The organism is Acidiphilium iwatense (genome assembly GCF_021556475.1).
Lineage (GTDB): Bacteria > Pseudomonadota > Alphaproteobacteria > Acetobacterales > Acetobacteraceae > Acidiphilium > Acidiphilium iwatense.
The window spans coordinates 31,278-52,043 of record NZ_JAKGBZ010000021.1 but is presented as its reverse complement, the minus strand read 5'-3'; the positions used below and the strand labels follow the sequence as shown (position 1 = coordinate 52,043).

Genomic DNA, 20,766 nt, shown 5'->3' with positions numbered 1-20,766 from the left:
CACCAGAGACTTAGTCTATGGATGAGGAACTCGCCGCACGGTTGCTTGCGGCTGTATCGCAGGGGCGGCTCATGCAATGGCTGGCCGACCCCGAGCTACCCCAGGAGGAATGGGACCGGGCCATAAAAGGCTTGGCAGAACTGCACGGCAGCCGCCGTATCAACGTCTTCGAGCATATCCGCCAGCCCTCCGGCCAGGACGGATGGCGTATCGATTTCGGTCAATGGTCGCGCATTTATCAGGTCCTCATCCCCCTGCTGGACGATGAGATAGGGCGAGTCGTGCCTGCGATAGCCGCCCTAAGCAAGGGATCTCTGGGACCATTCGCCCAAGAGGCGTTCCTCGGCTGGTGCATGCGCGACAGACGGAGAATCGATGGAATATTGGCGCTTGAACCCATTCCTGAGACGCCGGATTTCAGTCTCATTGCGGCTGTCGTGGCGGGCGTTCGGACAGATTCAGCTGCCTATTTGGACATCGCTATCGCGTACGTACAGGGTGCGTATCGAATGCGTACCCCAGGCATCCAGGCAATCGCTTCAGTACCGGTCGAAAGCGAAGACGCGGTGAAACGCGCCGTGTCGGCCCTCAAAAATGTCCTCGGAGACGGAAGTGTCCCGATCCGTGATCGGGTGCATGCCTTAAACATCGCTCTGGAATTAGCGAAGCGCTGCGGGGAATACCTCGACGAAATTGTGGGTAGCATGACCGAAACAGCCGCGGTGTCTGGGCAACCTGAGTTGCTCACCGCGTGCTGCAATTTTATTACCCTCGCAGGTAACAACGTGCGAAGTGCTCTCTTGCCTCATTTGTTGAAGGCCCTGCAAAGCTTGGATATCGAAGAATCCGGGGCATGCTCAGCGGCTGACACTGCACTCTACAGTTTGCTCACGCACGGCCGACAGGACGAGGCTCTGGCCAGCCTCGAAACCCTGCTTCAAATGAGCAACGTCGAGGATTCATTGGAGCTCCTGGGTTCGACCGCTCACTACCTTTCTCAAGGGGCAGCCAATTCTAAGGATGACGGAAAGCTGCTGCAGACCGTGATTTGCAAATGGCTTCTGACCGGGAATGAGAGATTATGTGCGGGCGCACGCAGCTTGCTAAATTTGACTGGAAATCAGAGATTCGTATTTGACTTTGATCCCGGCAACCTGAACTGGTCGGCGAAACGCACACTTTATTTGGCGCGGAAGGCCATTGGCTGGCTCATGCCCCACGGAACTGCGCCCGCTTCCTTCCTGGTCTGCTTGCTCCACCACTCAAACGCGGATGCCGGCAGAGAACTGGGCGAATTGCTATTTGATCCGCTCCTGATCAATTATCCTCTTGCGACACGGGAATACCTGGAAGCGGTACAACCGAGCCTCCCCGACGCGGCAAAGTCCCAAATGGGTACCGTACTTGCTCGCGAGACTTCCTACAGAGAGGGAATCAACGAGGTAGGGTTTGTTCCGGAGTTGCAGCCGACCGAGCGGCAAAGATGGATTGAACATGAGAAACAGGCGGAGGCGTTTGCAGAAGGACGTAAATGGGCCGAGGGCAAATCCGCGTTGCGGCAGTTATTTAAGCGCCAAACGCTACTCTTTGGAACACGGGCAATCAGCTATGTCAGCGACTTCAAGGGCGGAACCCGACGACTAGATAACACTCTTGGCACTATGCACTACGAAACCGACAATTTGATGGGATGGGCGTACGACCCGTTTGGTCTCGATTATATCTTAAGGGTCTTCCGGAGGGAGCCAAGACCTGAATGAAACCAATTATTCGTGAATATCTCGCGTCACTCAAAGAACGCGGTGAACTCGATGCCATATTGCCAGATCTCCTTTCGGAACTTGGCTACACGGTCTTTTCCAAACCATCGCGTGGGACGCGGCAGTTCGGCGTTGATGTTGCCGCCATAGGGCCAAACGGTGATGACCGCGTCTATCTATTTTCGATCAAGCGTGGCGATCTGACCCGCGGCGAGTGGAATGGGCCCAGCGACCAAGCACTTCGACCATCGCTCGACGAGATTCTCGACGCGTACATACCGAATCACCTGCCCCCTGAACACCGCGGAAAGCGGGTTGTCATTTGTCCGTGTTTTGGAGGCGAAGTACAGGAAGCCGCTGCCGAAGCATTTAATGGCTATATGAACAATAAGGCGACCGACATGGTCGAGTTTTCCGTCTGGAATGGTGACCGTATCGCAGGCTATCTTGAAGATGGCCTGCTGCGCGAAGGCCTATTATCTCCGGAGATGCGATCAAGCCTTCGCAAGGCTATCGCAATGTCGGACGAACCAGAAGCATCCTTCTCACATTTTGCCCGCCTCGTTGAAGCCGTGACGAAACATGCGACGGGCACATCGGATGCGAAGCGACTCACAGCAGCTCGCCAAATTTCGATCAGTCTTTGGATGCTCTTTGTCTGGGCGCGAGAGCAAGGTAATCTCGAAAGCACTTACCAAGCAAGCGAGCATGTACTCCTCAACATCTGGGACCTTGCGAAGGAACAATTGGTCGCGGGAACGAAGTCCTCGGAGGACATGGGTGTTATTCTCTTCGAATTGGTCGAATTGCATCTCCAGATTTGGGACGAGTTTATCGGCAAAAAAATATTGCCGCACGTTGGAAAATTACATGCGGTCTCCGCAGCAATCCGGACAGCTTCACCGCTAGACGTCAACCTCGTATTGTTCACCGTCATGGGGCGCGTTGCCTTGCATGGCCTCTGGCAGATTTGGATCGATAGCAGCTCTGGTGAACTGCCCACGACATATAGCAAACGCCCCCCTACGCCCCGTATCGACATGCTGGCTGAAAAACTCTGTCTGCTGGTTGTTAATAATCCGTCCCTTTTGGCGCCCGTATCCGAAGGCCAAGCCACTGACCTCGCGTTTGGTTTTATGTTCCTAGCTATTCATGGAAAACATTTGGGAGATCTACAAGTCTGGGTATCTGAAGTCGTAAAGCGGGCTAACTTCGCATATCGCTCGGGCGGGCGGTATCCCAGCGTACTTCACGATTACGCCGAACTAGCCGCCCATCCGCGGCGTGACAAAGAGGGCTACTTTGTGGAGGTGACGCAAGGGAGCGTGTTGTTGCCAACATTGGCGTTTTGGGCAGCTGCGCTTGGTGACACGGACACTCTAGAAGTGCTGGCGCGCCTCAAGGGAGAAGTGCTGCCCCACTGTTCGACACAACTTTGGCTTCCCGATGAGTCCTCGGAAACGAACCTCTGGCGTGGCCAAAATAATCATGGCGCAGCCTTCCTCGACATACCATTGGTACCAGAGGGACAATCGATACTGAACTATATCCTACAAGAATGCGGGCCAACGACACCATTTTGGAAGCTATCAGCAGTTGATCAAGGGTTTTGGCCGCTTGTCCTTGTCGCGTGCCGTCACCACCGGCTTCCAATTCCGCCGCACTTTTTTAGCCGCTTAATTCCGATAGCTCATCCCCAATCTTAAGGAGCGCCAACAGTGCGGTTCTCTGAATACGCTGAATTACGGATAAAAAATCATGATAGCTATGGTGAATAATCTTCCGGCGCCCGGCGCCTCCGTACAATGGCCCTGTGGAAAGCATCTAAAAGCGGACGTTGTCAGACACTTTGGCGTCAGGTCAGTTAGTGCAGCTAATCAACCGATCAAAGCGATACGTTATTTATAGGCATGAATACCGTGCCACCGCATGTTTGTTCCATGAAAGCGGTGGGTTATGTTAGGCATGCCTCCATGCTCGCTGCAAAAATACTAAAATTCTAGAGGATTTCTTGCGTGCCCCGATATCAATACGTTGTTAATGAAGCATATTTCCCAGGAGGAACTCCACTAGAAAATGCAAAGCAAAGGCTGCATATTTTGCGTGATGCCATTGGCCTATTGAACGAGAACAATCTTGGGTCTGCACAGCGGCAAATAGTGGCCGTCGGATTTTACAACACGTTCTACGTTGTCTTCGAATTGATTATGCAAGCGAAGAAAAAATCTTTGGAACGAATAGCGTACGAAAAATGGAAGGGAGACCGACCCGAAGACGTAGAAGAGTTTGATAGCTTATACAGATCTTTCCGAAATCTGATGACTCACCAAGGGGTGTTAATACCGCCATCCTATACTGACTGGGGCCACGACGATTACCAAGATACTCTATTTCCAAGCACGGTATTTCCAAAATTTATGTCACAAACAACAGAACTCGGCGTCGTAGTTAGGGAATACAACATGATTGAGTGGGCGATCCATTGTATGGAGAAAGTCGCAAGAGCCCTCAGCGAAATCGAGGCTATTGTGGAGACCATTAAGCTTCAAAGAAAAAATGAGGGGTGACAATGTTCGCTTCTCTCTATTCCAGCTCTAAAGCAGTCAGACAGCAATCGGCCCGACTCTGCCAGAACCGGAACGTCCAGCACTAGCCCCGGCCGAAAGCGGTCTGACCGCTTTATGGCGAGGATCTAGAAAAGCAGATGCCGCCTGCAGCCAGCCTCTACGGCAGTATTCGACCCGTCCAAGACATTCGGCGAGAGATCTTTGAATGACCTATTTGGGCTATAGCTGAGGTTCGGAACTTCCGGTTTATGGCAGTAGGGCAGCGGGTAGGGCACTGCATTCCCTGCAGGCGGATGGCCGAACAATCTGGCTGATTACGTACATTGGAGATGTCCCAAATGGTGTAGGAGTCTAGGCTGGCCAGACTGCAGAGCCCACCAGTTACGCAGTTCTGGCGCGAGTAGCCTTGGGCATCTGGGTGCCGCTTTCGGGGAGGATCAGGAACAAGCGTGTCACTTGGTCCAGCTCGCGCGAGTGCCGCTAGCCGGGTCCAGTTCAGGTTGCAGGGCGCTCGTAGAACGAAAATCCTGCCGGCAGGGATGCTGATTTCCAGTCCATGGCGATCGCCACGCTGTGCCGAGCACGGGTGATTGCGACATAGAATTTGGCGCGGCTTTGCGCCGCCAGGTTGGAGTCCGGATCGGCGAGCCATTTCTGCATCGGGCCCGTCGGGAGGATGACGACGTGGTCGAAGCCTCTGCCCTTGGATTCCCCAAAGTTCATCACCGGCAATAGCGGATCGACCCCAGTGGCGGTGATCTTGTCGCGGAGCTGCATCGGTCTGACGGTCGCCAGATAATGGGCGTAGTCCGACCTCCTGAGGATGAAGGCGCCCGCGTTGGCCGGCACGGATCCGCGGCATGTCGCACACTCGCAGGTCTGGGTGGCGGTGAACCCAGGGAACAGACGGGACGACACCGCGCAGATGACGGCGCTGTTGCGGTGTGAGCGGTTGAGGCTCGCGTCGTCGACCTCGATCCGAAGCTTTTTTGGAAGCGTTCGCAGGAAGTCGGCGATGCCGCCGTTGGCGTACTTGCTATAGCGCCGTTCATTGTGGGTCAGGTAGGTCACCTGCCGGGGATCGCCGACCATAAACAGGCGGGCGGAGCTTCGCGCCAGCGCCTCAACGATGTCGAGATCGTATCCGGCGAGGTCCTGGACTTCGTCGATGAACACGTGAGGAAACACTCGGCTGAGCCTGTCGATGACATCGCCTCCGCTCTGCTCGTTGCAGCGAACCACCAACTTGGAGAGCTTGTCCGAGAAAACCTGGCCGGCGGGGTTGAAGAAGTGGTTGGCGATGTCGTCTTCAGGCCAAGGCACCCCCACGCCTTGGCTGTTGACGTAGCGAATGGCTGACTGGGCCTGGACCAGCAGCATGCCCCTAATCGGAAAGTCGAACACGGCACCCTGAAAGGGCTTCACGCCATGGGTGATCAGCAGGCTGAACCAGGTCATGATCACCACGTTCGTCGGGACGTGGCCGACGACGTCGAAGAATTTCTGGCGGATCTCCGCCTCGTTGGAGTCCGTGTAGGTGGTAATCAGGACCCGCTGATCCCTGATCTTGAGCGCCTGCTCGACGAGGTAGGTCGTCTTGCCCGAACCGGCCGCGGCGATGACGAGCCTGTTCTCGCCGATCACGGCGCGATGGCTTTGGTGATGTAGTCAGGATAGCTGATCGCCGTCGCGCTGTTGAAGATGGCCAAGGCGCTTTCGGTCTTGTTGGCGCGCATGTGGAGGCGGAGCTCGTCGTCAGTCTTCGCCGCCGCCCCGAGCACGTTATTCAGGGTTGCCAGGCTGTTCGCCTTCAGGATCTTCGGCTCCAGCGAGTTGTAGTTGAAGGGTTTGCCGCTGACCGTCAGCGACCCGTTGTCGACGATGGGGTCGAAGCAGATCCGGACGGACGGTTCGCCGTCAAACGCGGCGTATTTTTTCGCGACGGCGGCGATATCGCCGTCATTGTCGGTCACGACGGCCGCTGGGATTTTCAACGCCAAGGCCAGTTCCAGGAAGCGTAGGAACGCGGTGCCGACCGAGATGACGTCGATGCCGTCCTGAATGGGCAGGCGCCCGCCGTTTGCGTCCATGTAGGCGCGTTGGACCACAAGCTCGTCGGAATCGCCTTCGACTAAAATCACCTTTTTGGCGAGAGCCAGGCGTAAGGTGTCGTATCCTGCCAGCTTCTTGAAGAAGTCGCTGGCCTGCAGCTCAGAGATGCGAACCACCTTTTCATCGCGCAGCACGATCAGATGGTCAAGGCCGAGCTTGTTGGCCACGAAGCTGCTGTGTGTGGAAATGATGATCTGCTTCTGACCGTGTTGGTCGGTGAGGTCGGCGATCAATTCATTCAGCCGCGCATGCGACAGGTGGTTCTCCGGCTCCTCCAACAGGATGACCGTGGCCTCGGTGTTCTTCTTGGTGCTGAGCGCCAGCTTGGTTTTGATCACGCATTGCTCGCCCTTGCCGATGTACTGGAAGGGGATGAGGTCGATGTAGGTCATCAGGCTGCTTTCCCAGGCTGTCTGGGACGACAGGTCGACCGAGATGCTGACCGATTTCTGACTGATCTTCGCGGCCTTGGTGATCCGCTCATTGATCAACTTCAGGTTCTTATCCTCGACAAAGGCTTCCTTGAGCTTCCGATGAGCCTGGGAGATCGACGCCCGCTCGGTCTCCTCCAGCACATCGCGGATGATCCGGGAGACATAAAGGTCGGAACCGTTCTGCAGTCGGGTGCTGGATGAATCAATCAGGGCGGACTTGATCGGGATGTTGCGCGAGGTGATGCCCATGCGCGCGAAAGACCGCATCGTCGCCGTGTAGTATTCGACCGGGATGGAGGTCAGCTCCCCGGTCGTCACCAGCGCCTCATAGGGTCCCTTGTAATTCTCCTCGTCGAACTCGATCCGGTAGACCACGCCGCTAGCCTTGATCCTTTCGGAATTTCCGTCGCCCTCCAGCTCGGCCAGTTCGCTTGAGTTCCCTGAGAAGAACAACTCGATGGTGATCGCCGGCGGCGGAAGCGGCGACCCGGTCTTGAGGCTGTCGACGTATTTCCGTTGAGCTGCGAGGTTGAACAGGTAGCTCGTCAGGTCATTTTTGAGCGGTCGTCCATGCAGCATGCCGGTCAAAGCGAGATGGATCGCTTCCAGAATCGTGGTCTTCCCCGACTCGTTGGCACCGACGATCACGTTCAAAGCGTCGTTGAGCGCGAGAGAAAACGTCTCCTCGTAGCACTTGAAGTTGGTGATTTTTACCTTGGCGATCTTCATGCACGTCCCTCTGTGCTCAGTTCGTGAAACGCTGCACCAGCGACGCGCCGTGGCAATGGCGGCTTCCCACCCACCTAGGCCATCCCAAGCCAGTCGGAAGAGTTCAAGGCTGCTGACGCCAGAACTGAGCACTGTAGTTGTTCAGCTCACGGGTGTGAGGATCGACCATCGCCTGAAATATTTCAGGGATCCTGCCTCCATCACCGCCTTCCCTGAAATAGTCCCTGACCGAACAAAGTGCTATTCTCATGAGGTGCTCCCATGCTTGGTACAGCTTGGTCTGCCGGTCCTGCTCCTGCCTAACTGCGCTCGGCTTTCGTTTCGAAATCGGGAACGTATAGTCGGGGCAAAAATTTACGTCATAGACGAACGTTATGCCACCGAATTTCCACTCCTCATCCACGGTCCGGCGCCAACGGTAGCTCAATCTTAAGCGCAGGTGTTCGGTAAAACGATGAGGCGGTATTATCTGGTCATCGATGTAGAAGAGTTGTCCTTCCTTCTGTTCTGTTTCCACCCGACGCTTCATCATCCCGACAGCGAAAGACAAATCACTGGCAACTCGCCGGAGATAGGCTTCGGTTGCCGCACGCTTTCTTGACAACTTAGCTTGGCCGTGTTTCGCCAACGCTTGTTCAAAGTCGCGGAGTTGTCTAGCAATATATGGCCCACACCTTGCTAAAGGAAGATTGTACAGTTCTCCAAACTCTTCCTTCTGGACTGCTTGCTCGATAAGTCTGTCCAGTTCGTGGTGCTCAATTACCTTGAGGGCATCCTGTTGATCGGAAGGGATATTGATTTCGTTCACGCAGTATCTCCGTGCGGTCGCCTTTTTAGATTCGAATGAGCGCTATGTCGCGCTCAATCTCACTCATTCCCATAGCTTATTGGCGTCGAATTGGATTTGTGCAGCTTTCAGTTCACGAACGAGCTTGTGCATCCACCCATCGGCCGCATCTAGCTCCGTGTAAATGACGCCTGCCAAGTCAGAGGGCATCTCGACATCACCCTTTCGCAGTAAGCACGCTCGGCCACGTCCCAGCTTGCCGACGAAGTAACCCAGTTCAAAAACAACGTTTTGTCGTGCTCTTTCTTGTTCATCGGAAGCCAATTTGACGCGCCCCACATCATCCGGGGTAAGGAGAATAACCGCAAATCCAACATCAGCAGCGTACGTTTCAAATTTCTCTATAATGGTTCGTCCTTGATCGGGCTTCTCATCAAGGATAATCGCTTCAAGCCTTAATTTCTCAAGGAATCTCGCTACTCCCTGCTTGGCACCACCATCATGTCCATGCACGACGAACACTTTGTTTTTTGGCGCTATACGGGGCGGGGAAGCCACAGGAATTTCATTTGTGTCGGCAATTTCCTCCTCTAACCCCCGAACGGCTTGACGCAGCAGCAGCAACGATCGGTGTTTTCCCTCTGTGTAGTATTGTTGAACCTCATGCGGAGAATCCGGCCCGCCGCCAAAAACCATTGGCCCCGCGTCCAAATTTTGGGCAGACAAATAACTGTTATATTCGACGGTATTATGGCCAAAAACGGATGCCAGGGTTTCCTCGATTCCCGTCCCGATGACATTAGCCCTGGTGTCAAACCGCTCCCGCACAGTTCTGGGATCAAATGCCTCAACGTCCGCGATCCGCTTATTGATCCGGTCAACGCCTCGACGCATTTGCTCGACGGTAAGATTTGCTGATTGAGGGGAAGGCGAAGAGGCCGGGCGGCGAGCCATCGAACTGAACTCCGAATCGACAATAAATCAATTTTACCCCCGTCCACGGATAAGATGAAAGGGCAACATTGGATGTCCGCTTCCGGGACGCCGGCTTACGGGCCGGAATGGCCGAGATGGTGAAGGGTTTCGGATGCCGCCCTGGCACGGCTGGTGGCGCGCCGAGGGGGCGGCGTTCGAAAGCCGCCCATGTACGAACCCGCGGTGGCTGGCTGGATTATGGGGATTTGACGTAGCGGGTGGGCCTGGTGGCGGCTCCGGGAGGGAGAATTTTACCGCTGGTCGTCATAGTCATGGCATTGCGCCCGGTCTTCGAGGTTTCATTTGAGCTGAATTGACTGTTGCCTGGAACAGCTTTTGGCACGCCGTGTGTTGCCGGCGTGGCCAATTGGGCCAGTGGCACAGCTCCGGCCATTGCCAGGAACCGAACGACTCTGACTTGGGTGGGGCACTGGCTGTGCTGGGTCACGATGCGATCCTCCGGATTAGCGGCGGCAAATACGGCGGCGCGCGGGGCTGCAGTCTGCGCTGGAAGATTTCGATAATGACCATGCGCCCGCCGCAGTACGGGCAAGGCGCTAATGGTGTTGCCGCGGGCGCAACGGGCGGTTCCTCTGGTTCTGCGGCGATGGGTGCTACGGCAAGCAAATCTCTGGCCCGGGCGATATTGGCCTTGCAGCCGGCGCTGGCGAGCAGGCCGCAATGGCGGATGCGGTGAAAGCCTTTCGGCAGCACATGGGTGAGGAAGCGGCGGATGAATTCGTCGGGCGCCAGCGTCATGACGCGCTGCCGCTCGGCATCATCACGGCGATAGTCTTTGTAGCGAAAGGTGATGCCGGCCTCGTCCATGGCAATCAGGCGGCGGTTCGAGATGGCGACGCGATGGGTGTAGCGCGACAGATAGGCGAGCACGGCCGCGGGCCCTGAGAAAGGCGGCTTGGCATAGACCACCCAACGCTGTTTGCGCAGCGGTGCAATGTGCCGAAGAAAAGCGCGTCGTTCATTCAGCGCTGCCTGCGCACTGAAAAACTGCAGCCGGCCGGCATCGAACAGCGCCAGCAGCCTGGTCAGGAACAGGCGCCGGAACAGCTTGCCCAACACCCGCACGGGCAGCAGAAAGGCCGGACGGGAGGAGACCCAGCGCTGCCCGTCGAGCGAGATACCGCCACCCGGCACGACCATGTGGATATGCGGATGGTGGGTGAGCGCCGAGCCCCAGCTGTGGAGCACGGCGGTGATGCCGATGCGCGCGCCGAGATGCCGCGGGTCAGCGGCGATGGTCAGCATCGTCTCGGCGGCCGTGTGGAACAGCAGTTCATAGAGTTCGGCTTTGTTGTGGAGCGCGAGCCCGGCAATCTCGGCAGGCACGGTGAAGACGACATGGAAATAGCCAACGGGCAGCAGATCTGCCTCACGTGCGGCCAGCCAGTCACGCGCGGCAGCGCCCTGGCACTTGGGGCAGTGCCTATTGCGGCAGCTGTTGTAGGCGATGCGGCGATGACCGCACGCCGTACAGCTTTCAACATGACCACCGAGTGTGGCGGTGCGGCAGGTCTCGATCGCCGACATCACCTTCAATTGGGTGAGGCTGATACGGCCGGCATGGCGGGCGCGATAGGCTGCACCATGACGTTGAAGAATGTCGGCGACCTCCAAATGAGGTCGCACCACCGGTCAGCCGCCGGGGCTGCCACCTTCCATCAACAGCTGGAGCCTCTCGAGCGGACTGGTGACAGCCCGGATGGTCTTGGTGGCAACGCGGGCATAGAGCGCGGTGGTGTCGAGCTTGGAATGGCCAAGCAGCACCTGGATGACGCGGATATCGACATCCTGTTCGAGCAGATGGGTGGCAAAGCTGTGCCGCAGCGTGTGCGGCGACACATGCTTGCGAATTCCCGCGACTTCGGCCGCCTCATGCACCGCGCGGTTGATCTGGCGCGTCGAGACCGGCTCGGTGCAGCTGCGGCCGGGAAACAGCCAGCCATGCGGCAGCATGACGTTGCGGCGCTTGCCCTCGCGCCACCACAGCCGCAGCAAGGCCAGCAGTTGCGGCGACAGCATGGCGTTGCGATCCTTGCGGCCCTTGCCTTGTTCGATGCGGATCAGCATGCGGGTGCTGTCGATGTCGTCGATCTTGAGCGCGGCAACCTCGGAGACGCGCAAGCCGGCGCCATAGGCGGTGCCAAGTGCTGCCTTGTATTTGAGGCTGGGTGCGGCTTCGAGCAACCGCCCGACCTCCTCGACGCTGAGCACGTCCGGCAATTTGCGCGGGAAGCGAACCAGGACGAGCCGCAGCGACAGATCGGGCCGGTTGAGCGCCACGGTGAAAAAGAACCGCAGGCCCGACACCGAATTGTTGATCGATTGCGGCTGCATGCCGCTCTCACGCTGATACACCTGAAAGCGCCGGACATCCTCGACGGTTGCCGTATCGGGGGAGCGCCCGAGAAACGTGGCAAAGCTTTTGACGATGCGGATATAATCGTGCTGCGTATGACTGCGCAGGCCGCGCATGGCCATGTCTTCGAGCATGCGCTGACGCAGCGGGCTGATGGGAGCAGATTCAGGCTGGGTGGTGGAAATGGACATCGGAAACTCCTCTCAAGCTGAAGGGGGACCCTCCATGCTCAAGCGCAGTTCCATCTCAATTCAAGCAATTATATCGGCGCGGATGCTACGCACGCACCACAAGCACCATTCCCGCGGAGCGGGTTCGTACATGGGCGCATACTGTCTGGTTGTGGGACATGCGCGTGCCGCCATTGCAGCCATGAGCGGAATGGGCTGTTGGGGCTCCAAACTCGAGCAAAGCTATAGTCCAAATATGCCGGAAGGCAGGCGTTCAAATCATTCACCAATGCTTAGGGTCTCCGCCCCTCGGCGCGTGTCCATCGCCTTCCCCCAAAACGACAGACGAAATTTCCGCGTGCATCAATTTCGTTGCGTTTCGGTTCCACTCGAAGCCGATTGACACTTGCACACCCCGGCCTCGCCGGCGGGCAAGGGTGCAGCGCGCTGCACCTCAAACCCAAAGGAGACCGGCAAATGACCTCCCCCTTTCAAAACACCATCCTGAACGGCGATTGCATCGAGATGATGCGGAAGCTGGACCGTGCTTCTGTCGATTTCATCCTGACCGACCCGCCCTATATCACCCGCTATCGTGGCCGGGATGGTCGCACCGTTATCAACGATGATAACCCCCGCTGGCTAAAGCCCGCCTTCAACCAGATGCACCGTGTTCTCAAATATGGCAGTTTCTGTCTGAGCTTCTATGGATGGAACAAGGTTGATTTGTTCATGGATGCCTGGCGCTCCGCCGGTTTCGACATTGTGGGGCACATCATTTTCCGTAAGCAGTATGCGTCATCTTCTCGCTTTCTGCGTTACTCCCATGAACAAGCCTATCTACTTGCAAAGGGAGATGCCAGGCCGCCGGCACAGCCGATTAGTGACGTAATAGATTTCAATTACACAGGCAACCGTCTGCATCCGACACAAAAGCCGGTGCAGGCCCTACGGCCATTGATTGAGAGTTTCTGCAAGCCCGGCGGGTTGGTTCTGGATCCGTTTTGCGGGTCAGGCTCGACACTCGCAGCGGCCCGCGACACCGGGCGCAACTGGCTGGGCATTGAGCTTAGCCAAGAGCATTTCGAGACAGCCACCAAGCGCCTGAACAACGAAAGGATGGCGGCCGCCTAGGCCGCCACGTCCCCTTCATTCAATGCCCGCCACTGCGGCGGGCACCCCATTTTCACGAAAGGATTTCACCATGCGTTGGATCGTAACCACCGATCACTGGGGCGGCTGTGTTGGCTTGGGGGAGGACATGAACGGCGCCCCCACGCGCGGAACACCGGAACAGGGAGACACCCTCCCCATGGAATTCAGGCTTTACGACGCAAGCGGCACTCTCCTGTTCGAGGGGCGGTGCGGCGACATCGAAGCCGATTGGTGGCATGGCTTTGAGCCGCTCATGTTCACCTGGAACACATTCCGTTGCCGCCGCCTGTCTTATCGCCGGGCAGGAACGGCCGCACCCTGGCAATGGCTGCGCCCATAAGGCCTCTCATGCCAAAATATCGCCGCCGATCCGCAACGCGGATCGGCGGTTATCCGCATGCCAAAATGAAGGCGGCTCGCCGGGCTGAGTCCGGCTCGCCAACACGGACATAAAATCAATGTGTTCCTTTATAAATCTATATCTTTCTGAATGTTATGTTCCAATTCCATCGGAACCCGCATACTCTGCGCATGCAGGCTTGATGCTTGCATCACACCTGATCATTCGCATCGAGGACGCCCTCATGCTGCTCGGCCTTGGCATTGGACTTAGTTTTTTCGGCATCGGCGCACTATGCTGGTTGCTGTTTTCGGTCGCGATTTATGCGCTCCCCTGTGCCGCGGGATTTTGGACCTTTCTGACAGTCTATCACATGGTGGTGGGGCCTTTCGGTGCCATCATTGCCGGCCTGGCTGTCGGGGCCCTGACCTTCGCCGCCGGCCAATATGCATTCACCTCCTCCCTCAGCATCATGTTTCGGCCCCTGATCGCCCTTATTTTCGCTGTGCCGGCCGCCGTCGCCGGATATAGCGTCTCAGCAGGTCTCGCCGGAATTGGCATCTCCTCCCATGCCTGGGTGGTTGCGTTCGGCATCATTGGTGGTCTCATGGCGAGCGCCACGACCTGGGTACGGCTGGCCGCCGGGATTCCGCTCATGCCCGGAGAGAACAGTGGCGCCAGGCACAGGCCGCTGCCCGCTCTCCCCTCGCCGGTTGCAAGGCGACGCCGGCCTCGTCGCGCCTATTGAGCGCAGATCGGGCGGATCTACCCGCCATCAGACATGATCACGGCATTGCAGCGCCAGCTGTTCGATTGACACAGGCAGCGCCGATTTCTCAGCTCTTCAAACGCCCGTGTGTTCCATGGCAAGTCACCCATCGCCCTGGTGGCCCCTATGCTGTCCTCTCGCCTTTGGCGCGTACATAAGCATTCCCGCAGCTCTCGGTTTTCAACAGCGGGCACCGTTCATCCCCATTTACCTCTCCTGAACCGCCGATAGTCGGGCAACCCGGGCCGCCCCTTATGGCTTGATCCGACCGAATCCCGCTCGCCTTCCTGCAACGGCGTCGCCCGGCTTTTTTCCGCCAGCGCCAAGGCGCCTTTGCATCGCGAAACAAAAAAGCCAGTCCCCGCCGTCCTTCGCGATGCTCCGGCCGCAAGCGGTGCAGGCCGACCGGCCCCCGGTCAATGGACCGCCATCGAGGCGGCGATGGTCGCAGCCCGATCCAGCAAAGGAGTGGTTCAAATGGCCAATATCGGTTCCTTCAAAAAATCCGGCGATGAGCTTCACGGCAACATCACCACCCTCACCTGCCAGGCAAAAGGCATCCGCATTATCCCCGTCACCAAGCCCACGGGTCACAAGGCCCCGTCCCACAGGGTCTATCTGAACGCCTCAGAAATCGGCGCAGCCTGGACCAATCAGACTAATGACGGGCGCGATTTCCTCTCGATCACGCTGGATGACCCGGGCTTTGCCGCCCCGGTCCACGCCAACCTCTTCCGCGACGAGGACGGGCAAGGCTTTACCCTCACCTGGACCCGGGACCGCCGGAACAGCCGCGGCTGACCAGCGTCACCGCCCCGCCCGGCAACGGGCGGGGATTTCCACGGAAGATCAGCATACCCAGGCCCTCGCCCCCGTCCGTAAGCCCGCCTTCTATGGCGCTTGACGCCATATGCCTCTATGGCGTAAAAAGCCATAGATGAGGGCCACCCTGATCATCCGCGACCGGCGCATCCTCGCGGATGGCGCTATCATCGAGGTGGTGATCTGGCAGGTTCCAACACCCGTGCCGCCCACGACCCACGGCCTGAAATACCGGTTGTTCTATGGCAGGGACGGCGAGCGGGTCGTGGGCTTCGACAATGAGCGCGGCAAGGGTGACCATAAACATGTGCTTGGCATCGAAAGCCCCTATGGCTTCACGACGCTGGCGCAGCTGTTGGATGATTTTGAAGCGGAGATCGTGGCGATCAGAGGAGAAGCGATATGAGCAAGCTGGAAGTGCATGTCGGCGGCAGCTTTGCCGATACGAAGCGGCGCGTGCTGGACGCCGTGGCGGCGGCCCAGCTCGGGCCTGTGGAAAGCCAGACACATATCACCTTCGAGAGCTGGGCGGCTTTGGCGAATGTCATGACGCCCAAGCGGTTTGAGATTCTGCGCCGCGTCCACCAGCAGCCCGCCGCGTCAGTGGCGGCCCTCGCCCGCGATCTGGAACGCGATTACAAGCGGGTGCATGAGGATGTGGAAGCCCTCGTCACCGCTGGCTTGCTGGACCGCGAGCAAGGGGAAGTCCGCGCCAATTATGATGAGATCCGGGCCGTCATCGCGCTCTGATTGTCGGAGCAGCAGAAGCTCAGCCCCCTCCCCGCGCCTCGTCTATTTCTGATCCACCAAGCCCGCTCGGCTTTGAGCGTTGCAATAAATCCGCCGCCTCGACGTCCAAAGCAACCGCCAGCTTATCCAGGAGATCAATGGTGACGCCATAGACGCTACGCTCGAGGGCGCTGACATAGGTACGATCAACCCCCGCCCTGTGCGCAAGCTCCTCCTGCGACAAGCCGCGCAATTGGCGGTACAGGCGCAGATTGCGCGCGAGGATGTCCCGGATCTCCATACCGGCTGATGCCGCCGCAATGTCGAGTATTCATCCACGGAGTATCCTCTACAATCGACATTGCCGACGGGTGTTCTGTTCACGGAAGCCAGCCCGCTTCCCTGCGCCAGCATGCCACGCGATGCGCCGGGCGCATCACCGGATGTGATGTAACAGGCACCCATCTTGCGGTATGGAAGGGCGACCCCGGACGCCCCAGCAAAATGACGGGAGCATCGTATGACCAGGCCCGCCTTTCAGGACCGCCCACCACTCACCGAACGGGTGAGCGCCTATGACGAGCGCCATCTCGTAACCTATATCCGGCTCCTCGACGCCGATGAGGACGGTGCTGACTGGCGGGAGGTCGTGCAGATCATCTTCGGCCTCGATGCCGACCAAGAGCCCGAGCGTGCCAGGATCGTCCATGATAGCCACCTTGCCCGCGCCCGCTGGATGACAGAGACCGGCTACCGGCATCTGCTCGAACCGCGCTTGCAATAGCAGCCGCCGAGCGGATTACCCCTGGTTTTGATGGCACAACCCCGAGTACGTTTGCCGAAGCATCAACGCACGTAATGCAACCTTAGCGTCTATCGGTGCCGCTGCATTTCTGGATCTTGGCGTTCCTTCACTGCGCATCACGCAAAGGAAAATGCCATGCCAAACGCATACTGGCATGCACCGGGGACGATCGAGCAGTTGAACCATCTTGAACGCCCGGGCTTCGCCATTGAATTTCTGCGCCGCAATCCCGCTTATCGCCGCGACTATGCGCGGGTTCGCCGGCAGATTACCCACGACCGGGTAGAGGCCGAGACTGCCCTGGCGAGCCTGGCTCGCCGTTGGGGGTTGCGTTTTCGCGCATGACCCGGATCAACCCGCCCAGGCCGGCAAAAGCCTCTGGCTGCCGGAAGTCTCCCCCGCCACGCTGATCCTGGAGCCAGCGCCGCCCGGCTTCAAGGTCACTTCCGCCGGTTCCCCGGATCGGCTTGGCGCGCTCCTGACCGACCACCAGGATGTAGACGGGCAGGAATGGGTGATCAGCGATGGGTCCGGCGAACTCCATCTGCGGATGCGCGCCACCGGAATTGCCATCCACCCAGCTATTCTGCTGCCCGCTGACGGGGCTTATGCGCTGCGGCTGGAAGTAGCGCTGCGCTTCATGAAGAGGCTCCATGGCCGCTCGACCCAGCTGCTGCCGCCCGTCTTGCGCATCCGCCCTCCACAGAGGCGGTTGCTGATCCAACTCCTCCACGCCGCCGATGTCGCGCGAGCCGGTGGCGGCCCGCGGGAGGTCGCCAGCCTCGTCCTCAAGGATAAACGCGCATCACTTCCATCGATTGAGTGGAAAGATGCCGCCATCCGCAAGCAGGCCGAGAGGCTGATCCGACGCGCCACGACGCTCGTCGATCGCGACTATCTGAAAATTCTTCATGGAAACTGAGCTGCGCTGAAGCGTTTTGCGCCAGCAGGCAACGCCCCGCGCTACGCCTCTTCAGACTACGCTTGCCTGCATGCCTCTCACCTGCGCCAGAACATCCTCAAAGGTGGACATCTCCCCGCTCGAATCTTTGTCCACCCCCAACGCCTGCGTTCTCCGCCAACGTCATCCGCAGACGCCGCGCCTTTGCTGCGGCCCTCGCAACAAAGACGGAGATCCCTCATGCGCGACAAAGCCGCTGAACTCGCCACCCATTACGTCAGAACCCACGACGCCGCTGATATTCTCGGCATCTCGCCACGGACCCTGGAGAAATATCGCTGCCACGGCGGCGGGCCGGTCTTTCGCAAGCTCGGCGGGCGCGTCGTCTATGCCATCGACGACATCGAAGCCTGGGCCAATCAATCCGCCTGCCGCTCGACCTCTGACCCGCAATATCTCGCGGCGCGGGGCGCGGGACAGATCCGCCCTTCCGCCAATGCAAACAGTGCCATCCCCGGCAGCACCCGGCGTTGAGGTCGCTACACACCATGGCTGCGCCGTCCCCCGGCACCGAGCGCAACCGGCTCGACGCCTTCATCATCACCGAAGAGGGGATCAATCCGCGTGATCAGCGTGATCTGATGGAACGCCCCTTCTTCTCATTGTCCAAATCCCGGCGGACAACCCCCATCCTGTACAAAGCCAGCGATGTCGAAGTGCAGGTCTTCGGCATGCCCGAACACGGCATGGCGACAATCTGGGATGCCGATGTCCTCATCTGGGCCGCAAGCCAAATTGTCGCCGCGGAAAATCGCGGTCTGAAAACCTCACGCCTTCTCCGCTTTACGCCCTACCAGCTTCTGACCGCGATCGGGCGCGCCACGGGAGCAACCGAATATCGCCTGCTCAAAGGCGCACTGTCCCGCCTGCAATCAACCGTGATTGCGACAACCATCCGCAATAATGAGCATTGGCGCCGTCAGCAATTCTCCTGGATCAATGAATGGGCCGAGATGAAGACCTGCTCGGGCCGCAATGAAGGCATCGAGTGCGTGCTGCCGGAATGGTTCTATCGCGGCGTCATTGACCGTTCATTGGTCCTGACCATTGACCCGGCTTATTTCCAATTGAAGGGCGGGATCGAGCGCTGGCTCTATCGTATTGCCCGCAAACATGCCGGCCGTCAGGCACGAGGTTGGAGCTTTGAGATCCGCCATCTGCATGCCAAGTCCGGCAGCCTTGCGCGCCTCTCGGATTTTGCCCTCGATATTCGCCGGATCGCGCTGCGGCAGCCGCTGCCCGGCTATCGCCTGACCATTCAGCGCAGAGATGGGCACGAGCTGCTGCATGCCGAGCCCGTCAATTTATCCACATCCTTTGTGGATAATGCTGTGACTCCCGTCGTGACATCAGGCGCAAAATCTGTGGATCCGCCCGTGAGATCAGGCGCAGCCAACACGGGAGATCAGGCGCACGGATTCGAGAAACTCTCTGCACATCACAACGAATTTTCCTCCCTTAACTTATATAACTTAAAAGACTCTAACTGTTGTAGTGCCACCGGTGAGCGCGACCACCCTCTCCAACACGCACAGCCGCATCGGCCTGAAACCCACTTTGCCAACCAGACAACGTGCAGCTCATTCCCAGCCGTAATGAGCAGGAGTGCCAGAGCGCACGCCCCCAACAGCGAGAATCAACCTCTCCCGAAGGCTCCGGAGGACATGCCATGAACATCGGCAGTGCAAATCCTCAGTCACCTCAAATGGACGCGGATCGCCTCACCCGCGTTGAACTGACCTGGATCGAGAACCAAGTCGAATTCTGGATCCGCTTCGGACATGAGGCCGAGGAAACCATCCTCGACCGACGCCGCCGTGTTCTCGGCTTTGCTCCAGGAAGCGTCTTTGCGTTTGTCCGCTGGGCGGCGAATGAGCACGGCACAATCCTGTCACGCATCGACATCTTACGCGCCGTCACCCCGGGACAGCCGTTCACGACCGTGCCCTTTGTGGCACCGGGTGGCGAGCTGCTGCTGCATATCACCGGCTGGCCGAGAGTTGAGCGCGTGTTGCAGGCGATCGATGCCGTGGAGGCCATCGGCATTGACGCTGCCGACGCTGCGCCGGATCACTGGCAGCATATTCACAACCGGCTGGCAGCTGGTGAAGCCCCGCGTCTCTATAGCCGCAGCCGGCACGTGGCATGGTTGATGCGGCGGCGGATCCTGTCGTGACCCGCCGCGCGGCATGGACGGGTCTATCCGCGGCGGCGGTGGCGCTGATGGTGCTCTCGGCGGCAAAACCTTGGCAGCCTGCGCTGCTATGGAATGCGACCGCCAGCACACCGATCGGTCTCTACCGTCTGCACGCACCTGGCATCCTGCATGATGGTGAATTGGTCGCCGCCATGCCGCCGCCGCGCATCGCGTCCTTCCTCGCGCGAGGCGGGTTTTTGCCGCGCGGCGTGCCGTTGCTGAAGCATATCGCAGCGCTTCCCGGACAGATAATCTGCCGCATGGGCGATATTGTCACCATCGACGGCAAAGCCGTTGGCCTTTCTCTCAATCGCGATCATCTTGGCCGACCGCTACCGCAGTGGCATGGCTGCCAACGGCTCATCCCCGGCCAGGTTTTCCTGATGAACACGCGCGTCTGGGACAGCCTGGATGGACGCTATTTTGGGCCGTTCCCCATGCATTCGATCATCGGCCAGGCCGTGCCGATCTGGATTGAACATGCCCCTGCTCCGGCGGCCAGGAATCCCCGCGGGAGCGCCCCCACAACCTCACCATCAACGACGAAAGGAAGATCATCATGACACAGATCGGCGTTTTCACGCGCGAGGCCGATAGCTATACGGGCCGTATTCGCACAGCCATGCTCGATGTCGCGCTGGCGATTATTCCCGCGGATCATTCCGAGGCGCTGAACGCACCGGATTATCGCATTCATCTCGGGGCGGAGGATGGTCCTGAGATCGGCGCTGGCTGGAAACAGACCGGCGAAAAGGCTGGCGACTATCTCTCGCTGCTGCTCGATGATCCCGCCTTTGCGCAACCAATCCGTGCCAATCTGTTCAAGTCCGGGCGCAACGGAAACGCCTATCACCTCGTCTGGAACCGTCCGCCGAGGCGCGGCGAGCGGGAATGATCCATGCGTTGCGGGCCAGTACGCTGTGGTTTCGAAGCCGCGACCGTCGCACGCGAACGCGGCAGCCTTCTGCCAGCCGCCGCGCGGAATGCCGGTCAAGGGCGGTCCCTAGGCCGGCGCTCCGGCGCCTTGCCCTTGAACGGCATAAGCACGGTGGCTCGCTGGACGCGTGCCGGACGAAC

At 58.7% G+C, this 20,766-nt stretch carries 24 protein-coding genes and 1 pseudogene; 18 read left to right on the top strand and 7 right to left on the bottom strand.

All coding sequences use genetic code 11. The features are described 5' to 3' along the window. Positions 1–17: 17 nt before the first annotated feature. The 3 genes from L2A60_RS11755 to L2A60_RS11745 all read left to right on the top strand — a co-directional run bounded on the left by L2A60_RS11755 (position 18) and on the right by L2A60_RS11745 (position 4,327). Positions 18–1,760 (top strand): hypothetical protein, encoded by a 1,743-nt coding sequence (locus L2A60_RS11755; RefSeq protein ID WP_235704570.1) that lies wholly within the window; start codon positions 18–20, stop codon positions 1,758–1,760. Then, entirely contained in the window at positions 1,757–3,466 is a 1,710-nt protein-coding gene (locus tag L2A60_RS11750; protein ID WP_235704569.1) for a hypothetical protein, read from the top strand. The genes L2A60_RS11755 and L2A60_RS11750 overlap by 4 nt, the downstream gene beginning before the upstream one ends. A 309-nt stretch (positions 3,467–3,775) precedes the next feature. Then, positions 3,776–4,327: a hypothetical protein gene (locus L2A60_RS11745; protein WP_235704568.1), complete on the top strand. Its 552-nt coding sequence runs from the start codon at positions 3,776–3,778 to the stop codon at positions 4,325–4,327. 495 nt (positions 4,328–4,822) lie between these two features. On the opposite strand, the gene L2A60_RS11740 is transcribed toward L2A60_RS11745, so the two are convergent. From L2A60_RS11740 to L2A60_RS11715, 6 genes are all read right to left on the bottom strand, one after another. Next, positions 4,823–5,971 (bottom strand): UvrD-helicase domain-containing protein, encoded by a 1,149-nt coding sequence (locus L2A60_RS11740; protein ID WP_235704567.1) that lies wholly within the window; start codon positions 5,969–5,971, stop codon positions 4,823–4,825. Continuing rightward, entirely contained in the window at positions 5,968–7,602 is a 1,635-nt protein-coding gene (locus tag L2A60_RS11735) for an ATP-dependent nuclease (RefSeq protein ID WP_235704566.1), read from the bottom strand. The genes L2A60_RS11740 and L2A60_RS11735 overlap by 4 nt, the downstream gene beginning before the upstream one ends. A 103-nt stretch (positions 7,603–7,705) precedes the next feature. Beyond that, complete coding sequence (locus L2A60_RS11730) at positions 7,706–8,410, bottom strand: hypothetical protein (RefSeq protein WP_235704565.1); 705 nt, start codon at positions 8,408–8,410, stop codon at positions 7,706–7,708. Positions 8,411–8,473: 63 nt separating this feature from the next. Further along, positions 8,474–9,343, bottom strand: coding sequence for a TIR domain-containing protein (locus L2A60_RS11725; protein WP_235704564.1), 870 nt, complete (start codon positions 9,341–9,343; stop codon positions 8,474–8,476). 465 nt (positions 9,344–9,808) lie between these two features. Beyond that, a complete protein-coding gene (locus L2A60_RS11720; protein WP_235704563.1) occupies positions 9,809–11,014 on the bottom strand; it encodes an IS91 family transposase in 1,206 nt (401 codons plus the stop codon). Between the two features lie 3 nt (positions 11,015–11,017). After that, positions 11,018–11,932: a tyrosine-type recombinase/integrase gene (locus L2A60_RS11715; RefSeq protein WP_235704562.1), complete on the bottom strand. Its 915-nt coding sequence runs from the start codon at positions 11,930–11,932 to the stop codon at positions 11,018–11,020. 456 nt (positions 11,933–12,388) lie between these two features. Between L2A60_RS11715 and L2A60_RS11710 the strand changes: the two genes are divergently transcribed. The 6 genes from L2A60_RS11710 (at position 12,389) to L2A60_RS11685 (ending at position 15,747) form a co-directional block, all read left to right on the top strand. After that, positions 12,389–13,045, top strand: a complete 657-nt coding sequence (locus L2A60_RS11710; RefSeq protein ID WP_235704561.1) for a DNA methyltransferase — start codon at positions 12,389–12,391, stop codon at positions 13,043–13,045. A gap of 70 nt (positions 13,046–13,115) precedes the next feature. Further along, on the top strand, positions 13,116–13,406 hold the full coding sequence (locus L2A60_RS11705) for a hypothetical protein (protein ID WP_235704560.1): 291 nt from the start codon (positions 13,116–13,118) through the stop codon (positions 13,404–13,406). A gap of 202 nt (positions 13,407–13,608) precedes the next feature. After that, a complete protein-coding gene (locus tag L2A60_RS11700; RefSeq protein WP_235704559.1) occupies positions 13,609–14,154 on the top strand; it encodes a hypothetical protein in 546 nt (181 codons plus the stop codon). 498 nt (positions 14,155–14,652) lie between these two features. Beyond that, entirely contained in the window at positions 14,653–14,976 is a 324-nt protein-coding gene (locus L2A60_RS11695) for a DUF736 domain-containing protein (RefSeq protein WP_235704558.1), read from the top strand. Positions 14,977–15,112: 136 nt separating this feature from the next. Then, the gene (locus L2A60_RS11690; protein ID WP_235704557.1) at positions 15,113–15,403 is read left to right on the top strand and encodes a toxin-antitoxin system TumE family protein; all 291 of its coding nucleotides are present in this window, start codon (positions 15,113–15,115) and stop codon (positions 15,401–15,403) included. Further along, on the top strand, positions 15,400–15,747 hold the full coding sequence (locus tag L2A60_RS11685; protein WP_235704556.1) for an HVO_A0114 family putative DNA-binding protein: 348 nt from the start codon (positions 15,400–15,402) through the stop codon (positions 15,745–15,747). Before L2A60_RS11690 ends, L2A60_RS11685 begins: the two co-directional genes overlap by 4 nt. Before the next feature lie 19 nt (positions 15,748–15,766). Here L2A60_RS11685 and L2A60_RS11680 read toward each other — a convergent pair whose 3' ends face one another. After that, positions 15,767–16,027, bottom strand: coding sequence for a helix-turn-helix domain-containing protein (locus L2A60_RS11680; protein ID WP_235704555.1), 261 nt, complete (start codon positions 16,025–16,027; stop codon positions 15,767–15,769). Positions 16,028–16,246: 219 nt separating this feature from the next. Between L2A60_RS11680 and L2A60_RS11675 the strand changes: the two genes are divergently transcribed. The 9 genes and pseudogenes from L2A60_RS11675 (at position 16,247) to L2A60_RS11640 (ending at position 20,584) form a co-directional block, all read left to right on the top strand. After that, positions 16,247–16,510 (top strand): DNA -binding domain-containing protein, encoded by a 264-nt coding sequence (locus L2A60_RS11675; protein ID WP_235704554.1) that lies wholly within the window; start codon positions 16,247–16,249, stop codon positions 16,508–16,510. Between the two features lie 156 nt (positions 16,511–16,666). Continuing rightward, positions 16,667–16,876: a transcriptional regulator domain-containing protein gene (locus L2A60_RS11670; protein WP_235704553.1), complete on the top strand. Its 210-nt coding sequence runs from the start codon at positions 16,667–16,669 to the stop codon at positions 16,874–16,876. Then, positions 16,827–17,075: pseudogene (locus tag L2A60_RS20890) on the top strand (DUF7012 domain-containing protein); the annotation flags it as partial. The gene L2A60_RS11670 and the pseudogene L2A60_RS20890, both read left to right, overlap by 50 nt. Positions 17,076–17,081: 6 nt before the next feature. Continuing rightward, entirely contained in the window at positions 17,082–17,453 is a 372-nt protein-coding gene (locus L2A60_RS11665; RefSeq protein WP_235704552.1) for a DUF2285 domain-containing protein, read from the top strand. Positions 17,454–17,672: 219 nt separating this feature from the next. Continuing rightward, entirely contained in the window at positions 17,673–17,966 is a 294-nt protein-coding gene (locus tag L2A60_RS11660; protein WP_235704551.1) for a helix-turn-helix transcriptional regulator, read from the top strand. Positions 17,967–17,980: 14 nt separating this feature from the next. Next, on the top strand, positions 17,981–19,165 hold the full coding sequence (locus L2A60_RS11655; protein ID WP_235704550.1) for a replication initiator protein A: 1,185 nt from the start codon (positions 17,981–17,983) through the stop codon (positions 19,163–19,165). Continuing rightward, positions 19,162–19,668, top strand: coding sequence for a DUF2840 domain-containing protein (locus L2A60_RS11650; protein WP_235704549.1), 507 nt, complete (start codon positions 19,162–19,164; stop codon positions 19,666–19,668). Before L2A60_RS11655 ends, L2A60_RS11650 begins: the two co-directional genes overlap by 4 nt. Beyond that, positions 19,638–20,252, top strand: a complete 615-nt coding sequence (locus L2A60_RS11645; protein ID WP_235704548.1) for a S26 family signal peptidase — start codon at positions 19,638–19,640, stop codon at positions 20,250–20,252. Before L2A60_RS11650 ends, L2A60_RS11645 begins: the two co-directional genes overlap by 31 nt. Continuing rightward, positions 20,249–20,584 carry a DUF736 domain-containing protein gene (locus tag L2A60_RS11640; RefSeq protein WP_235704547.1) on the top strand — a complete coding sequence of 112 codons (336 nt, stop codon included), beginning with the start codon at positions 20,249–20,251 and terminating at the stop codon, positions 20,582–20,584. The genes L2A60_RS11645 and L2A60_RS11640 overlap by 4 nt, the downstream gene beginning before the upstream one ends. The last annotated feature ends 182 nt before the right edge of the window (positions 20,585–20,766 follow it).

Bases quoted from the DNA above. Each gene is read 5' to 3' on its own strand.
- L2A60_RS11670 (WP_235704553.1), top strand. From the start codon at position 16,667: ATGCCAAACGCATACTGGCATGCACCGGGGACGATCGAGCAGTTGAAC.
- L2A60_RS11680 (WP_235704555.1), bottom strand. From the start codon at position 16,027: ATGGAGATCCGGGACATCCTCGCGCGCAATCTGCGCCTGTACCGCCAA.
- L2A60_RS11650 (WP_235704549.1), top strand. From the start codon at position 19,162: ATGAACATCGGCAGTGCAAATCCTCAGTCACCTCAAATGGACGCGGAT.
- L2A60_RS11710 (WP_235704561.1), top strand. From the start codon at position 12,389: ATGACCTCCCCCTTTCAAAACACCATCCTGAACGGCGATTGCATCGAG.
- L2A60_RS11655 (WP_235704550.1), top strand. From the start codon at position 17,981: ATGGCTGCGCCGTCCCCCGGCACCGAGCGCAACCGGCTCGACGCCTTC.
- L2A60_RS11705 (WP_235704560.1), top strand. From the start codon at position 13,116: ATGCGTTGGATCGTAACCACCGATCACTGGGGCGGCTGTGTTGGCTTG.
- L2A60_RS11645 (WP_235704548.1), top strand. From the start codon at position 19,638: ATGGTTGATGCGGCGGCGGATCCTGTCGTGACCCGCCGCGCGGCATGG.
- L2A60_RS11685 (WP_235704556.1), top strand. From the start codon at position 15,400: ATGAGCAAGCTGGAAGTGCATGTCGGCGGCAGCTTTGCCGATACGAAG.
- L2A60_RS11695 (WP_235704558.1), top strand. From the start codon at position 14,653: ATGGCCAATATCGGTTCCTTCAAAAAATCCGGCGATGAGCTTCACGGC.
- L2A60_RS11640 (WP_235704547.1), top strand. From the start codon at position 20,249: ATGACACAGATCGGCGTTTTCACGCGCGAGGCCGATAGCTATACGGGC.
- L2A60_RS11690 (WP_235704557.1), top strand. From the start codon at position 15,113: ATGAGGGCCACCCTGATCATCCGCGACCGGCGCATCCTCGCGGATGGC.
- L2A60_RS11725 (WP_235704564.1), bottom strand. From the start codon at position 9,343: ATGGCTCGCCGCCCGGCCTCTTCGCCTTCCCCTCAATCAGCAAATCTT.
- L2A60_RS11735 (WP_235704566.1), bottom strand. From the start codon at position 7,602: ATGAAGATCGCCAAGGTAAAAATCACCAACTTCAAGTGCTACGAGGAG.
- L2A60_RS11715 (WP_235704562.1), bottom strand. From the start codon at position 11,932: ATGTCCATTTCCACCACCCAGCCTGAATCTGCTCCCATCAGCCCGCTG.
- L2A60_RS11700 (WP_235704559.1), top strand. From the start codon at position 13,609: ATGCTTGCATCACACCTGATCATTCGCATCGAGGACGCCCTCATGCTG.
- L2A60_RS11660 (WP_235704551.1), top strand. From the start codon at position 17,673: ATGCGCGACAAAGCCGCTGAACTCGCCACCCATTACGTCAGAACCCAC.
- L2A60_RS11755 (WP_235704570.1), top strand. From the start codon at position 18: ATGGATGAGGAACTCGCCGCACGGTTGCTTGCGGCTGTATCGCAGGGG.
- L2A60_RS11675 (WP_235704554.1), top strand. From the start codon at position 16,247: ATGACCAGGCCCGCCTTTCAGGACCGCCCACCACTCACCGAACGGGTG.
- L2A60_RS11665 (WP_235704552.1), top strand. From the start codon at position 17,082: ATGCGCGCCACCGGAATTGCCATCCACCCAGCTATTCTGCTGCCCGCT.
- L2A60_RS11750 (WP_235704569.1), top strand. From the start codon at position 1,757: ATGAAACCAATTATTCGTGAATATCTCGCGTCACTCAAAGAACGCGGT.